Here is a 14,925-nt window from a genome sequence, read left to right on the forward strand (position 1 = left end):
CATCCCGAACTCGGAAGTGAAACGCAGCTGCGCCGATGGTAGTGTGGCCTAAGCCATGCGAGAGTAGGTCATCGCCAGGGTTTACACCCCAAAAACCCCGCTGCTCACGCAGCGGGGTTTTTTCTTTATGCGTTGCCTGCGCGCGGCGATGCATCGCTCCCCTACGGTGGACATCGACCGGACACCGCCGATCCACATCCGAACGCGGCGTCCCCGGATCGCCGCCCATGCGCTGTCCCCCGGGTAGCAACCCACTGACGGTCGGGTGACGGTGCGCAACGGCGGTCGCTGCACGCGGTAGTGCGCCGTACCGACCCGCGGTCGGCACCTGGCGGCCATCGAAGGGGACGATCAATGCTCGGCACCTCCCGCGCGCACGTTCCCGCGCTCCACCCCGGCCATGAAAAAACGGCGCCTCTCGGCGCCGTTTCTGTTCACTCCCTGCGCGTCAGCTCACTTGGCTGCGGGCGGCGGGGTCTTGCCCTTCATCATGGTGTCGCGGGCTGCCTTGAACGGGTTGCCCTCGTACCAGTTCGGCCACCGATCGCCGCCGGCCAGCTCCTTGCCGACGCCGTACAGCAGCTGCAGGTCCTCGACCGTGCCGTCCAGCTTCCAGGTGGCGGCGTCGTACTCGTCCTTCGGACCGTGGTAGCGGTTGCGCCCGTAGTCTTCAGCGGCCTTGCGGCCCGCGTCGATTCCACCCTCGCGCAGATCTTCGCCGCCGTCGGCGTACAGGGCCGGCACGCCGGCCTTGGCGAAGTTGAAGTGGTCCGAACGGAAGTAGAAGCCGCTCTGCACCGCCGTCTCGCCATGCAGGGTACGGCCCTGGTTGGCGGCCAGCGGCTTGAGGATGTCCTCCAGCTCGGAGCTGCCGAAACCGGTCACGGTCATGTCCTTGGCGCGGCCAGCCACCGACATCGCATCGATGTTGATCACGCCCGCGATCTTGTCGAGCGGGAAGGTCGGGTGATTGACGAAGTACTTCGAACCCAGCAGGCCCGATTCCTCCAGCGTGACCGCCAGGAACACCACCGAGCGTTCCGGCGCAGGTTGCTGGTGGACCATCGCATCGGCGATCTCGAGGATGCCGGCTACCCCGGTGGCATTGTCAATGGCGCCGTTGTAAATGTTGTCGCCCTGCTCGCCCTCGTGCTTGCCCAGGTGATCCCAGTGCGCCATGTACAGCACCGCTTCGTCAGCGCGCTTGCTGCCCGGCAGAACACCGACCACGTTGCGCGACTTCTTCTCGGCGATGGTGCTCTTCAGGTCGAAGGACACCTTCGCCTTCAGCGGGACCGGCTTGAAACCGCGCTTGCTGGCGTCCTTGTACGCTTTGTCCAGGTCCAACCCGGCCTCGGCGAACAGCTGGCGCGCCGCATCGGCGCTCAGCCAACCCTGTGCGGGCAGGCGCGCTTCCGGATCGTCCTTGGCCGGCAGGTCGTACTGCGGACCCGCCCAGGAGTTCTTGACCACGTCCCAGCCGTACGAGGCGCCGGCAGTATCGTGCACGATCAGCGCCGCGGCGGCGCCCTTGCGCGCGGCTTCCTCGAACTTGTAGGTCCAGCGGCCGTAGTACGTCATCCGCTTGCCGTCGAACAACGTGCTGTCATCGACATGGAAGCCGGGGTCGTTGACGAACATGACCACCGTCTTGCCCTTCCAGTCCTGGCCCGCGTAGTCGTTCCACTTCTGCTCCGGCGCGTCCACGCCGTAGCCGACGAACACCAGGTCGCTGGACGACACCTTGACCTCCGGCTGGCCGGTGCGGGTACCGATCACCATGTCGGTACCGAACGTCAGTGTGCGCGTCTTGCCGTCCTGCTCGAGCGTGAGCACGGTGGATTCGTCGGCGGTGGTCTCGGTCATCGCCACGTCCTGGAACCAGCTGTCGCCATTGCCGGGCTGCAGGCCGATGCGCTGCATCTGGTCGCGGATGTACTCGACCGTGCGGTCCTCACCGACGCTACCCGGCGCGCGGCCCTCGAAGTCGTCCGAGGCGAGTGTCTTGACCAGCTCGGCGAAGTCACCGACGTTGATGTCGGGCGAGAAGGCATGGCCGGCCGCGGGGGCCGGCGCGGCCGCCGGGGCGGGCGCGGGAGCGGTCTGCTCGCCCTTGCACGCCGACAGAGCGGCGGCAGCGGCGAGGCACAACAGAAGTTTGCGGGGCATCGTCGGTTCCTGGATCAAAAGAGGCCGGCGCCAGCAGCGCGCCGGTGGGACACCATATCAATCCTGCGGCGCGGTGTCGGTGTCGAAGGCCTGCGCCACCGCACCACTGATGGCGCCGGTACGTGCGCTGCGATGGATGTACAGCGTGACATCGCGGTCGAACTGCAGGTTGCCGCCGACCACGGCGTTGGGACCGATGATCACGCGCGGCTTGCGGCCCGGCGTCAGTGACAGGTTGAAGCTGGCCTTCTTGACGCGGATGCCACCGCCGACCTGCGAGCTGACGCCAACGGTGATGTCGCCGTTGACCGTCTCGATGCCTCCTCCCAGCCGGGTCTCGACCAGTCCGATGCTGCCGTTGACGGTATCCACACCGCCCTCGATCTGGCTGCCGCGGTCGGCGAAGATGCTGCCGTTGACGGTTTCGACGTCGCCGTTGGCCACCACCTCGCGTCCGATCTGGATGCTGCCGTTGACCGTGGAGATGCTGCCGGTACGCGCACGCTCGGCGATGCGGATGCCGCCGTTGACGGTCTCGATGTCGCCGGTGACGGCGCCCTCCTCGACGCGGATGCCGCCATTGACGGTATCCAGGTCGCCGTAGGTCTGGCCGGACCGGGCGGTGATGCTGCCGTTGACCTTGCTGATGTCGTCCTGGGCAAGCACGGGACCCGACACCATCAGGGCCAAGAGCAATGGGAACGAAACAGATTTCATGGGAGCCTCGGTTGTCTGGCGCGCGGCTGGCAGGCCGCCTGCTGCAATGTCACCATGCGTCGCTACAATCTGCATCTGCCTGAAGTCACTGGAAAGCCCTTGCGCCACAACGCCTTTTCCTCACGCCGGGATAACAAACCCACGACGGGGCGCGTCGTTTCGCGCCGCCTGGGCGTGATGCTGCAGGGGCTGTTGCTGGTCACCGCGCTGATGCTGGCCGGCCAGGGCGCGGTGGCGCAGACGCCCAAGGAAACCGAGCGCAAGCTGCAGAAGCTGCGCAGCGAGCTCAAGGGCGTGGCGCAGGAGCGGCGCACCCTGGAGAGCCAGCGTGGCCAGGCATCGCGGCAACTGCGCGAAGCCGATGAGAAAGTCGCCCGCACCGGCCGCGTTCTGGCCCAGACCGAGACCGCCCTGCAGCGCGAAACCCGCGCGATGGAGGAACTGCAACGCAGGCGCAGCGAGCTGCAGGCCGGCATGGCCCGGCAACGCGAGGAGCTGGCGTCGTTGCTGCGTGCCGCGTACCGCGTGGGCAACAACGCCCCGCTCAAGCTGCTGCTGTCGCAGGACCGCGTGGCCGATGCCAACCGCACGCTGGCCTACCATCGCTACCTGCAGCGCGAGCGCGCGCAGCGCATCCAGGCACTGACCCGCGACCTGGCCGACCTGCAGACGCTGGAAACGCAGATCGTCGAGCGTCGGCAGGCGTTGGAGGGCGCGCGCCAGCAGCAGAAGCAGCAGGCCGCGGCGCTGGAAGGCGACCGTCGCGCGCGTGCCGCCACCGTGGCCACACTGGACGAGCGTTTCAAGGATCGCAGCGAGCGGGAGAAGGCGCTGGGCCAGGATGCCAAGGCACTGGAAACGCTGCTGGCCAACCTGCGTGCGGCGGCGGCACGCGCCGAAGCCGAGCGGCGCGCGGCTGCCCGTCGTGCCGCAGCGGAAAAGGCGGCCGCCGAGAAAGCCGAGAAGGCGGCCGCGGCGAGCGGGACGCGTGCCCCTCCACGTGCGGTAAAGGTTCCGCCCGTGGTGGCCTCGGCACCGGCACCGAAAGTGGGCGGGTTGGGCTGGCCGCTGTCGGGCAATCTGTTGGCCCGTTATGGTGGCAAGCTGCCCGACGGTCGCACCAGCAGCGGTGTCCTGATCGGCGCGCCCGCCGGCAGCACCATCACCGCCGTGGCTGATGGCACGGTGGTGTTCTCGGACTGGATGACCGGCTACGGCATGATCCTGATCGTGGACCACGGCAACGGCTACATGAGCCTGTACGCCCACAACGACACCCTGCTGCGCGATGCCGGCGCGGCGGTGAAGAAGGGCGATGCGGTGGCCAAGGTCGGCAACTCCGGCGGACAGGGCGTGACGGCGCTGTACTTCGAGCTGCGTCGCAACGGCCAGCCCGTGGACCCCGGTTCCTGGCTGCAGCGCCGCTGAGTCCACGCGGGGGGCGATGAATCGCGCCCCCCTCGTAACGCGCACCGGTACCGGGCGGTTCAACGGGAATTTATCCGGCCTTCGCGCATAATCGGGACACGCACCCCGGTGTGTGTGTTCCCGTCCCCCGCTTACCCTGGAGTGCTTCATGCGCGTAGCCCGTTCCGCCACCTTGTTGCTGGCCCTGTTGCCGGCCATGTCCTGGGCGCAGCAGACCGGCGGTGCGCCGACCCGCGGCAGCGATGCGGCAACCAGTGAAGAGGCGGTCACTTCGCGCGTGCCGCTCGAGGAAATCCGGCGCTACGTGGCGGTGTACAACGCGGTGCGCGCCGCCTATGTGGACCCGGTGGACGACAAGAAGCTGATGCAGTCCGCGATCCGAGGCCTGCTGCTGGACCTGGACCCGCACAGCACCTACTTCGACAAGGAAGATGCCGAGGCCTTCGATGAGCAGGCCAACGGTGCCTACGAGGGCATCGGCGTGGAGCTGCAGCAACAGCCGGACAACAGCAGCCTGAAGGTGATCTCGCCGATCGACGACACCCCGGCCGCGCGTGCAGGCATCCTGGCTGGCGATCTGATCATCGCCATCGACGGCAAGCCGATCAGCGCGATCGAGGCCACCGAACCCCTGCGCGGCGCAGCCGGCAGCAAGGTGGTGCTGACCCTGGTGCGCGAAGGCCGTCCCAAACCGTTCGATGTGACCGTCACCCGCGAAACCATCCGCGTCACCAGCGTGCGCAGCCGGATGCTGGAGCCCGGCTACGGCTACATCCGCCTGAGCACCTTCCAGGCCGACACCGGTGCCGATTTCCAGAAGCATGTCGCGCAGTTGCAGCAGCAGGCCGGCGGCAAGCTCAAGGGCCTGGTGCTGGACCTGCGCAGCAACCCGGGCGGGCTGCTCACCGCTGCGGTCCAGGTGGCCGACGACCTGCTCGACAAGGGCAATATTGTCAGCACCCGTGGCCGCATCTCGATCAGTGACGCACGCTTCGACGCGACGCCGGGCGATCTGCTCAAGGGCGCGCCGGTGGTAGTGCTGGCCGATGCCGGTTCGGCCAGCGCATCGGAAGTGCTGGCCGGCGCGCTGCGCGACAACGGCCGTGCGCGCGTGGTCGGCAGCCGCACCTTCGGCAAGGGCTCGGTGCAGACGGTGCTGCCGCTGGACAACGGTGATTCGGTCAAGCTCACCACCGCGCGCTACTTCACGCCCAGCGGCAAGTCGATCCAGGCCACCGGCATCGTGCCGGACGTGGTGCTGCTGCCCGACAGGCGCGACGGCGACGACGCGCTGCCGGCGAGCCTGACCGACTACAGCGAAGCGACCCTGCCGGGTCATCTGCGCGGCGATGAGGAAGGCGGGGACGGCTACAAGGCCGGCGACGTACTGCCCGGCGACGGCCCGATCAACGATGCACTGGCCGAATTGAAGCAGCCGGGTTCGGTGGCGGCCAAGCAGAAGGCCGAGGCGGCGAAGAAGCCGGAGGCGAAGCCTGCGGCCAAGCCTGAAGCCAAGCCTGAAGCCAAGCCTGAAGCCAAGCCTGAAGCCAAGCCTGAAGCCAAGCCTGAAGCCAAGCCCGCAGAAATGCCGACCAAGCCCTGATCGATCGTACGCCGGCCGTCGTAGAGCCGAGCGCAGCGCGGCGATGATCGGCACCGCGGCAGCCGGGTGGAACCGGCGCTGCGCTGCACGGAGATGGAAGCCGCCGGGTCTAGAAGCCGTGCCGCTTGCGCAGGCGCCGCGCGATCGCCGCGCGCACGTACACGCCGTAGGCCAGCCCGAAGGCGAAGCCGGCAATGTGCGCCCACCAGGCGACCATGCCGAAGGTCGGGCCGATATAGGCGAACACCACCTGCAGCGCCGCCCATACACCGATCAGGAGGTAGGCCGGCGCGCGCACGAACTCCAGGAACAGGCCGAGCGGGATCACCACGCCCAGCCGCGCGCCCGGGAACAGCGCCAGGTAGGCACCGATGAGTGCCGACACCGCGCCGCTGGCACCGATGATGATCTGGTCCGGGCTGCCCATCGTGTAGATCGCGGTCAGGTTGGAGATCGCCCCGCCGACCAGGAACAGCAGGATCAGCCGCCACGGCCCCAGCACGCGTTCGGCCGGCAGCCCGAAGATCAGCAGGAACACCAGGTTGCCGAGCAGGTGCGACCAGTCCGCATGCAGGAACAGGGCGGTGAACAGCCGCAGCACACTGCCGTCCTGCAGGGTGGCCCACCAGTCCTGCGGGTGGGTCAGCCCGGTGGACAGGGCGCCCCAATCCAGCCAGAGGCTGCGCCGGGCGTCGTCCGGCCGGGAGATCGACCACAGGAACGCCAGCCACAGGGCCGCGAACAGCAGCGGGGTGGCCCAGCGCAACGCGGACTTCTTGCGGGAGGGAATCGACACGAACATGGGTGGCGCTAGCCTAGCGCGGGGGCGGCCCGGGTGGGGGAATGTCGCGTTCAGCCTGAATGGCCGGGAGGGCGACGGCCGTTATTGTTTCATTAACCGGTCTGGGTATACTCGCATACGGCGTCGTATGTCGGGAGGGGAATCCGGCGCGTCGTCCCAACCCGGAAGGGAAGGGGCTACGCAGGCGCGCGTTGCCAAACATCACCGCAATTCCGGAGAGAACCAACAATGCATACCGCTTCCACGCTTGCCCGTGTCACCGCCCTGGCCGTCGGCATTGCCGGTGCCCTGGCCGCTGGCCACGTCAACGCCGCCGCCTTCCAGCTGAAGGAAAACAGCGCCAAGGGCCTCGGCCGTTCGTTCGCCGGCTCCGGCAGCGCCGCGGGCGACGCCTCCATCATGGCCGTCAACCCGGCCGGCATGCGCCAGCTGGAAGGCATGCAGGTCCAGGGTGACCTGAGCGCCATCAGCTTCTCGGCCAAGTTCCACGGCACCGGCCGCAAGCCGACCGGCCAGGCCCAGACCGGCGGTGACGGCGGCGACGCCGGCATGATCGCTCCGGTTCCGGCGGCTTACTTCCACATGCCGATCGGTGAAAAGGCCCACTTCGGTGTGTCGCTGACCGCACCGTTCGGCTTCAAGACCGAATACGACAATGGCTGGGTCGGCCGTTACAGCGGCCTCAAGACCGACCTGAAGGCGATCGACCTGGGCTTTGCCGCCTCGTACGACGTCAATCCGTACGTGTCGTTCGGCGCGTCGGTGTTCGTTGAACACCTGACCATCGAACTGAGCAACAACATCGACTTCGGCACCGCGCTGGCGCAGTCGCGCGTGCCGGGCTTCACCCCGGGCAGCGCCGACGGCAAGCTGACCGTGGAAGGCGACAACAATGCGGTGGGTTGGACCGTGGGCGGCCTGTTCAGCCCGGATGAGAACACCCACATCGGCATCAGCTACCGTTCCAAGGTCGAGCACAAGATCACCGGCGGCGATGCCACCTTCGTGGTGCCGCCGAACGTGGCGACCGTACTGAACGCCGTGCAGCCGGGCCGCTTCGTGAGCACCTCGGGCAAGGCCACCGTGACCCTGCCGGCCTCGGCCACCCTGAGCGTCACCCACAACGTCAATGACAAGTGGACCGTGATGGGCGACGTGACCCGCACCGCGTGGTCGACCGCCTTCGACCAGGTCACCATCGACTACGCGTCGGCGCAGCCCGATTCGGTGCTGGAATTCGGCTACCGCGACACGACCTTCGTCTCGCTGGGTACCGATTACAAGCTGAGTGACACTGTCACCCTGCGCGGCGGTATCGCGCTGGACCAGACCCCGACCACCAACGCACACCGCGACGTGCGCGTGCCCGACACCAGCCGCAAGTGGCTCTCGCTGGGCGTGGGCTGGACGCCGTCGGAAAACGTCGAATACAACTTCGGCTACCTGCACCTGTTCACCAAGGATCCGGACGTGATCATCGCCGGCACCACCAACAACCAGGGCAACTCGCTCACCGGCAAGTACAAGGTGCGCGGCGATGTGCTGGCGGCGTCGGTGAACTACAAGTTCTGATCGACGCGCAAGCGGACATCACACGCTGGACGAAAGGCCCCGCTCGCGCGGGGCCTTTCTGTTTCCGGCATCCGGGCCGCGCTCAGCGCAGCTGGCGCGGCGTTGCGTTGAGACGCTGGCGCAGCAGCCGCCGCAGCGCGGTGGGATCGCCATAGCCCACCTGCTCGGCCACTGCCTCCACCGAATAACGGCTGTTCTCCAGCAGCGCCCGCGCCCGGTTCAACTGCACGCTGCGGATCAGGTGCAGCGGGCCGTGCCCGGTGGCACGGGTGACCTGTCGCGACAGTGTGCGCGTGGACAGGCCCATGTGGTGGGCCAGATCGCCGACCGTCACCGCAGTGGGCAGGTGCGCTTCCACATGCGCGGTCAGGGCGGCGATCAACGCATTGCCCTGCGCCATCATCGTCGGGACCATGAACGGCGACTGCAGCTGGCGTCGGTCCAGCAGCAGCGCACGTGCCACTGCCCCGGCCAATGCGGGGCCGAAGCGTTGGCGCAGCAGGTGCAGCATCAGGTCGCTGTGGCCGAGCGCCGCACCGGCGGTGGTCACCGGCCCGTCGTCGATCACCATGTGGTCCGCATCGACCTGGCAGGCCGGCTCCAGCCGCTGCAATGCCGCGGCCAGCCACCAAGTGGTGGTGACGCGGCGCTGGGCGAGCAGCCCGGCCGCCTGCAGCAGGAATACCGACGCGCACGAGGCGGCCAGGCGACCGCCTGCAGCAGCGTGCGCACGCAGGGCACGCAGCACCCGCGGCACGTCGGCGCCGGCCAGCCGCGCGGCGATCGCCTGCGGATCGTCCACCCCCAGGCCCGGCACGATCCAGCACGCGTTTCCATCAGGCGCACGCGGCAGTGGGTGCGCACGCAGCTGCAGGTGTTCGCCGAGCCGCACCGGCCCGCGGGTGGCGCTGCAGATCTGCCAGCGGGGTGCCGGCACGCCCAGTCGTGGCGCCAGCGTGGCGGCGGTGGAAAGCATGTCCACGCTCAGCGCCACACTGGACGCGAAGGCGCCGGGGAGCACGATGACGGTGAAATCCTGCATTGGCCGATTCCGCACGAAAGATGTCGAATCCGTCGATGGTGTCCGCCGCCGCGCGCAGATTCAATGAAGACCTCTTTTTCGTGGTGCCCCTCATGCCGGATATCACCCTGCGCCAGCCCGCCACCGCCGTTGATGCCGCCCGCTGTGCGCGGCGGCTGCCGGCCGTCCATGCCGCTGCCGTACGCGCCTGCGGACGGGGCAACGAGCCGCGTCGGAGGATTGCCTCGATGGTGATCGAGGACGTCGCCGATGGTCATTGGGCGGGGAACGGGCTGGTCTGGCAATGCGACGACGTCGTGCGTGCGGCCGGGTACGCGCCTCTGCAGCCCGCGCCGTGCGTGGGAGGTGTGCGATGACCCTCTCCACGTGGTCCGGCGCCTGCCACTGCGGTGCGGTGCGGTTCGCCTTCCAGGCGCCATCGCTGCGCGCCTTCGCGTGCAATTGCTCGCTCTGCCATCAGCGGGGGGCGATCTGGATGGGCTGCGCGGATGCGCGCTTCCAACTGATCGAGGGCGACAGCCGGCTGTCCACCTATACGTTCGGCACGCATACCGCCACGCATTACTTCTGCCACTGCTGCGGGGCGGCGCCGTTCAGTCATCCGCGGCTCGCGCCCACGGAGTGGGTGATCAACCTGCGCTGCGTAGACAGCGTGGATCTGGCGACGCTGGAGGTCCACCGTTTCGACGGGCAGCACTGGGAGGACGCCGCGCGCGCCTGGCGGCAGGCGCAGGCGGCGGGCTCAGCACTGCCCTGATCGACCGGCCGCATAGCGCAGCCCCTGCCGCACCTGCGCCTCGAAGGCCGGCAGGCGGTACACCGCAGCGTCGTGCCCCAAGCCGGTGTACCAGCTGCGACCGCCGTCGAAGGCATGACACCAGGTGATCGGGTGGTCGTTGCCCATGCGGCCACCGTCGTACAGGCGTTCATCGACCGTGGCGACCACCTGCACACGGCCACGCGGGGTGTCGCGATAGTTGTACAGCTCGTCGTGCACGGTCCACGCCGCACCGCGCGCGCGACCATCGCGTTCGGGCTGTACGCGGCTGGTCTGCAGGCCGGGCGGATGGGAGTGGAAGTACGCGCCCACCAGATGCCCGTACCACGGCCAGTCGTACTCGGTGTCGGCGGCAGCATGCAGGCCGACGAAGCCGTTTCCCGCACGGATGAAGCCTTCCAGGGCAGCCTGCTGCGGGTCATCGAGCACATCGCCGGTGGTGCTGGCAAACACCACCACGCGGTAGCGCGCCAGATTGGCAGGTGTGAAGTCGGCGGCATTTTCGCTGTGGTCGACCTGCATGCCTTCGGTGGCGGCGATGCGTTGCAGCATGGCCACGGCGGCAGGGATGGAATCGTGGCGGTACTCCGCCGTACGGGTGAAAACCAGTGCGCGCTCCGGTGGCGGCACCGCCTGTGCGGCAGGCGCGGGCATCAGGGCCAGCAGAAGCGAGAGAAACGGGACGGGCAGGCGCATGGCCGGATTCTGCCACGGCTTTGGCCCGGTGTACGGCGCACGCGGTGCAGAGCTGCGGGACGCAGCGCGTACAATCGCGCACCCACCCGCGCACCGCGTGGGTCAATGACGTCTGACAAGGATCTGTACATGTCGCCTTTCGCGCTTCGTTCCGCCCTCGCCCTGGGCCTGGCCGCACTGTCGGCCCCTGCACTGGCTGGCGACTTCGCCAGTTGCTTCACTCTCACGCCCGGCCTGTCGTGGTCCAACGGCGATGAAACGCTGACCATCGAGAAGGCCGTGTTCGCCGGTCAGGATGCGATCCGGGTCGACAGCGCCGGCGGTGGCGTCGGTACCGCCAGTTACTACGATGCCAGCGGCCGCCAGTTCCTTGGCCAGGAGCGCTTCGGCATCTCCGCCTGGGGTGGCGACGCGTCCAAGCCGGTGATGACCGATATCTTCAAGCCTGCGCCGACCTTCCCGGCCAGCGCCAAACCGGGCGACCGCTTTGAACTTGCCGGCAAGGGCCAGCGCACCCATCACGTCGAGGAAACGGTCGAGCCGCTCGACTACGACGGGTTCTCCGACTACACCTTCGTCGGCTTCGAGGATGTGGAGGCGGAGGTGGGCTTCCAGCCGCGCACCTTCAAGGACACCTGCCATGTCACGGCAACCTTCGAAGACAATCGCATCGAAGCGTGGTACGCCGCCGGCTTCGGCCGCATCAAGTTCGAACGCTACGTCGGCAACGAGCTGCTGATGCGCGACGAAATCGAATCGATCGACGCCGAGTGACAGACAAAAAACCCCGCTTTCGCGGGGTTTTTCGTTCACTGCGTGACGCGGGAGATCAATCGCCCAAGGTCAGCAGCGAGGCATTGCCGCCGGCCGCCGTGGTGTTCACGGTGACGGTCTTCTCGGTGGCGAAGCGGAGCAGATAGTGCGGACCGCCGGCCTTGGGGCCGGTGCCGGACAGGCCCTGACCGCCGAACGGCTGCACGCCCACCACCGCACCGATCTGGTTGCGGTTGACGTACACATTGCCCACGTTGACACGCGAGGCAATGCGATCGACGGTCTCGTCGATGCGCGAATGCACGCCCAGGGTCAGACCGTAGCCGGTGGCGTTGATCTGGTCGATCACCGCATCGAGCTGGTCGCCCTTCCAGCGGATCACGTGCAGCACCGGCCCGAAGATTTCCTTGTGCAGCTGGTCGAGGTTCTTCAGTTCGTACGCACGCGGCGCAAAGAAGGTGCCATGCGCGGCGTCATCGCTGAGCGTGGCCGCGGCAATCAGGCGGGCGTCCTTCTCCATGCGCACGGCATGCTCCTGCAGGATCTGCAGCGCGTCGGCATCGATCACCGGGCCGACATCGGTGGACAGCAGGCCCGGGTTGCCGACCTTCAGTTCGGCCATCGCACCGGCCAGCATGGTCATCACCTTGTCGGCGATGTCGTCCTGCACGAACAGCACGCGCGCAGCCGAGCAGCGCTGGCCGGCAGAGGTGAACGCCGAGCCGATGGCATCTTTGACCAGTTGTTCCGGCAGTGCCGAGGAGTCGGCGATGAAAGCGTTCTGGCCACCGGTCTCGGCGATCAGCACGCCAATGGCGGCGTCGCGCGCGGCCATCGCACGGTTGATCGCACGGGCCGTATCGGTGGAACCGGTGAAGGCCACGCCGGCCACGCGCGGATCGGCGGTGAGGGCAGCACCGACGGTGGCACCGTCGCCCGGCAGGAACTGCAGCGCGCCCTCGGGAACCCCGGCGTCAAGCAGCAGCTTCACCGCGTAGTAGCCGATCAGGTTGGTCTGTTCGGCGGGCTTGGCGATCACGCTGTTGCCGGCCGCCAGCGCGGCGCTGACCTGGCCCAGGAAGATCGCCAGCGGGAAGTTCCACGGGCTGATGCAGACGAACACGCCGCGGCCATGCAACTGCAGCTCGTTGGATTCACCGGTGGGGCTAGGCAGCTTCTCGGCATGGCCGAACTGCTCGCGTGCCTGCTTGGCGTAATAGCGCAGGAAGTCCACCGCCTCGCGCACTTCGGCGATGCCGTCGGGCAGGCTCTTGCCGGCTTCCTTCACGCACAGCGCCATGAATTCCGGCAGGCGCGTTTCCAGCTGGTCGGCGGCGTGCTCCAGGATCGCCGCGCGGCTGGCAGCCGGGGTGCGGTTCCACTGCGGCTGCGCGGCCACGGCGTTGGCCAGCGCCTTCTCCACGGTGGCGCTGTCGGCCGGCTGCCACGTTCCGACGACCTCGCGGGTGTCGGCCGGGTTGACCACATTCAACAGCGCGCCGGTCGGCTGCGCACCCGGCACCAGCGGTGCGGCCTGCCACGGCTTCACGGCCGCGTTGAGCTGCGCGGCCAGTGCACGCAGATCGTTGTCGTTGGCGAGATTGACGCCCATGGAGTTCTTCCTGTCATGGTTCTGGCTGCGCAGCAGATCGACCGGCAGCGGGATTTTCGGATGCGGGATGGACGCGAACGAGGACACCGCGTCGACCGGATCGCGGATCAGGTCGTCGATGGCCACGCTGTCGTCGGTGATGCGGTTGACGAAGCTGGAGTTGGCACCGTTCTCGAGCAGACGCCGCACCAGGTAGGGCAGCAGGTCTTCGTGCGAACCGACCGGTGCATACACGCGGCATGGCACGTTCAGGCGGTCGGCCGGTACCACTTCGGCGTACAGGTCATCGCCCATTCCATGCAGCTTCTGGTGCTCGTACTGGCCGCCCTTGGCGATCGCCTTCACCGCCGCGATGGTGTGCGCGTTGTGCGTGGCGAACATCGGGTAGATCGCGTCGGCATGCGTGAACAGACGCTGCGCGCATGCCAGGTAGGACACGTCGGTGTTCTGCTTGCGGGTGAACACCGGGTAGGCCGGCAGGCCATCGATCTGCGCGCGCTTGATCTCCGCATCCCAGTACGCGCCCTTGACCAGGCGCACCTGCAGGCGACGACCGATGCGACGGGCCAGATCGGCCAGGTAATCGATCGTGTATGGGGTACGCTTCTGGTACGCCTGCACCACCACGCCGAAGCCTTCCCAACCGGTCAGCGAGGCATCGCTCACCACCGATTCGATGATGTCCAGCGACAGCTCCAGGCGGTCGGTTTCCTCGGCATCCACGGTGCAGCCGATGCCATAGGACCTGGCCAGCTGCGCCAGTTCCAGCACGCCCGGCACCAGGTCAGCCATCACCCGTGCACGCTTGGCGTGCTCGTAGCGCGGGTACAGCGCCGACAGCTTGATCGAGATGCCCGGCGCGGCATTGACGTCGCCGTCCGGACGGCCACCACGGGCCTTGTGATCGCCGCCGATGGAGTGGATCGCGCGACGGTAGTCTTCCAGGTAGCGTTTGGCGTCCTTCATGGTCAGCGCGCCTTCGCCGAGCATGTCGAACGAATAGCGGTAGCTGGCGTTGTCGCCCTTGTGCGAGCGCGACAGCGCTTCGTCGATGGTGCGGCCCATGACGAACTGGTGGCCCATGATCTTCATTGCCTGGCGGACGGCCAGGCGGATCACCGGCTCACCGACACGGCCGATCAGGCGCGCGAACGCGCCCGGCACGTCGGCGCGGGTGGCGTCGTTGATCTGCACCAGGCGGCCGGTCAGCATCAGTCCCCAGGTGGAGGCATTGACCAGCACCGAATCGCTGCCGCCCATGTGCTTTTTCCAGTCGGCATCGCCGAGCTTGTCGCGGATCAGCTTGTCGGCGGTGGTCTGGTCCGGAATGCGCAGCAGCGCCTCGGCCACGCACATCAGCAGCACGCCTTCCTCGCTGCCCAGGTCGTACTGGCGCATGAAGGCTTCGATCGCGCCCTGGTCCCTGGCGCGCACGCGAACGCGCGCGACCAGGTCGGCGGCGGTGGCCTGCACCTGCGCCTGTTCGTTGGCCGGCAGGCGCGCCTGCTCCAGCAGTTCGCGCACGTGGCTGGCTTCGTCCTTCATCCAGGCATCGGTGATGGCCTGGCGGAACGGGTTGGGAACCGCCGGCAGCTCGGGCGAGAGCAGGGGCGGGCGGGCGCCGGACGGCAGCGGGGTGCGGTATGGGTAGGACGCCGAGGCCCTGCTCCCCCCCTACCGGGACAAGGGGGGGGCGCGCACCCGCCTGCAGTACGTGGGCATCGGCCAGATC

The 14,925-nt window shown here is 67.9% G+C and carries 12 protein-coding genes; 6 read left to right on the top strand and 6 right to left on the bottom strand.

Features of this window, described 5'->3' with window-relative positions:
* Positions 1–453: 453 nt before the first annotated feature.
* Both OC534_RS18830 and OC534_RS18835 read right to left on the bottom strand, forming a co-directional pair.
* Positions 454–2,169: a M28 family metallopeptidase gene (locus tag OC534_RS18830; RefSeq protein ID WP_026070489.1), complete on the bottom strand. Its 1,716-nt coding sequence runs from the start codon at positions 2,167–2,169 to the stop codon at positions 454–456.
* Between the two features lie 57 nt (positions 2,170–2,226).
* Complete coding sequence (locus OC534_RS18835) at positions 2,227–2,886, bottom strand: hypothetical protein (RefSeq protein WP_262072374.1); 660 nt, start codon at positions 2,884–2,886, stop codon at positions 2,227–2,229.
* A 177-nt stretch (positions 2,887–3,063) separates the two neighbouring features.
* Here OC534_RS18835 and OC534_RS18840 point away from each other — a divergent pair, with 177 nt between their 5' ends.
* Positions 3,064–4,314: a peptidoglycan DD-metalloendopeptidase family protein gene (locus tag OC534_RS18840; protein ID WP_262072382.1), complete on the top strand. Its 1,251-nt coding sequence runs from the start codon at positions 3,064–3,066 to the stop codon at positions 4,312–4,314.
* A 148-nt stretch (positions 4,315–4,462) separates the two neighbouring features.
* The gene (locus OC534_RS18845) at positions 4,463–5,917 is read left to right on the top strand and encodes a S41 family peptidase (protein WP_262072375.1); all 1,455 of its coding nucleotides are present in this window, start codon (positions 4,463–4,465) and stop codon (positions 5,915–5,917) included.
* A 109-nt stretch (positions 5,918–6,026) separates the two neighbouring features.
* Here the strand turns inward: OC534_RS18845 and OC534_RS18850 are convergent, their stop codons facing one another.
* Positions 6,027–6,719 carry a rhomboid family intramembrane serine protease gene (locus OC534_RS18850; protein ID WP_136007104.1) on the bottom strand — a complete coding sequence of 231 codons (693 nt, stop codon included), beginning with the start codon at positions 6,717–6,719 and terminating at the stop codon, positions 6,027–6,029.
* 228 nt (positions 6,720–6,947) lie between these two features.
* On the opposite strand from OC534_RS18850, the gene OC534_RS18855 reads away from it, so the two are divergent.
* The gene (locus tag OC534_RS18855) at positions 6,948–8,291 is read left to right on the top strand and encodes an outer membrane protein transport protein (protein WP_017354380.1); all 1,344 of its coding nucleotides are present in this window, start codon (positions 6,948–6,950) and stop codon (positions 8,289–8,291) included.
* A gap of 82 nt (positions 8,292–8,373) precedes the next feature.
* On the opposite strand, the gene OC534_RS18860 is transcribed toward OC534_RS18855, so the two are convergent.
* Positions 8,374–9,333 (bottom strand): helix-turn-helix domain-containing protein, encoded by a 960-nt coding sequence (locus tag OC534_RS18860; protein ID WP_262072377.1) that lies wholly within the window; start codon positions 9,331–9,333, stop codon positions 8,374–8,376.
* Here OC534_RS18860 and OC534_RS18865 point away from each other — a divergent pair.
* On the top strand, positions 9,333–9,689 hold the full coding sequence (locus tag OC534_RS18865) for a hypothetical protein (RefSeq protein ID WP_262072378.1): 357 nt from the start codon (positions 9,333–9,335) through the stop codon (positions 9,687–9,689). The two genes, OC534_RS18860 and OC534_RS18865, sit on opposite strands and share 1 nt — an antisense overlap.
* Positions 9,686–10,090: a GFA family protein gene (locus tag OC534_RS18870; RefSeq protein WP_262072379.1), complete on the top strand. Its 405-nt coding sequence runs from the start codon at positions 9,686–9,688 to the stop codon at positions 10,088–10,090. Before OC534_RS18865 ends, OC534_RS18870 begins: the two co-directional genes overlap by 4 nt.
* Here the strand turns inward: OC534_RS18870 and OC534_RS18875 are convergent.
* Positions 10,076–10,807, bottom strand: a complete 732-nt coding sequence (locus OC534_RS18875; RefSeq protein WP_153165000.1) for a ThuA domain-containing protein — start codon at positions 10,805–10,807, stop codon at positions 10,076–10,078. The two genes, OC534_RS18870 and OC534_RS18875, sit on opposite strands and share 15 nt — an antisense overlap.
* Positions 10,808–10,936: 129 nt before the next feature.
* Between OC534_RS18875 and OC534_RS18880 the strand changes: the two genes are divergently transcribed.
* Positions 10,937–11,581: a hypothetical protein gene (locus OC534_RS18880; RefSeq protein ID WP_262072381.1), complete on the top strand. Its 645-nt coding sequence runs from the start codon at positions 10,937–10,939 to the stop codon at positions 11,579–11,581.
* A 55-nt stretch (positions 11,582–11,636) separates the two neighbouring features.
* Here OC534_RS18880 and putA read toward each other — a convergent pair whose 3' ends face one another.
* Positions 11,637–14,825: a bifunctional proline dehydrogenase/L-glutamate gamma-semialdehyde dehydrogenase PutA gene (gene putA / locus OC534_RS18885; RefSeq protein WP_262072383.1), complete on the bottom strand. Its 3,189-nt coding sequence runs from the start codon at positions 14,823–14,825 to the stop codon at positions 11,637–11,639.
* Positions 14,826–14,925: the final 100 nt, after the last annotated feature.

This window comes from Stenotrophomonas sp. Marseille-Q5258, assembly GCF_946900935.1.
In the GTDB taxonomy this organism is placed as follows: Bacteria; Pseudomonadota; Gammaproteobacteria; order Xanthomonadales; family Xanthomonadaceae; genus Stenotrophomonas; species Stenotrophomonas nematodicola.

Coding starts and splice junctions, on each gene's coding strand:
- OC534_RS18830 (WP_026070489.1), bottom strand. CDS start 2,169: ATGCCCCGCAAACTTCTGTTGTGCCTCGCCGCTGCCGCCGCTCTGTCG.
- OC534_RS18875 (WP_153165000.1), bottom strand. CDS start 10,807: ATGCGCCTGCCCGTCCCGTTTCTCTCGCTTCTGCTGGCCCTGATGCCC.
- OC534_RS18835 (WP_262072374.1), bottom strand. CDS start 2,886: ATGAAATCTGTTTCGTTCCCATTGCTCTTGGCCCTGATGGTGTCGGGT.
- OC534_RS18845 (WP_262072375.1), top strand. CDS start 4,463: ATGCGCGTAGCCCGTTCCGCCACCTTGTTGCTGGCCCTGTTGCCGGCC.
- OC534_RS18860 (WP_262072377.1), bottom strand. CDS start 9,333: ATGCAGGATTTCACCGTCATCGTGCTCCCCGGCGCCTTCGCGTCCAGT.
- OC534_RS18850 (WP_136007104.1), bottom strand. CDS start 6,719: ATGTTCGTGTCGATTCCCTCCCGCAAGAAGTCCGCGTTGCGCTGGGCC.
- OC534_RS18840 (WP_262072382.1), top strand. CDS start 3,064: ATGCTGCAGGGGCTGTTGCTGGTCACCGCGCTGATGCTGGCCGGCCAG.
- OC534_RS18855 (WP_017354380.1), top strand. CDS start 6,948: ATGCATACCGCTTCCACGCTTGCCCGTGTCACCGCCCTGGCCGTCGGC.
- OC534_RS18870 (WP_262072379.1), top strand. CDS start 9,686: ATGACCCTCTCCACGTGGTCCGGCGCCTGCCACTGCGGTGCGGTGCGG.
- OC534_RS18880 (WP_262072381.1), top strand. CDS start 10,937: ATGTCGCCTTTCGCGCTTCGTTCCGCCCTCGCCCTGGGCCTGGCCGCA.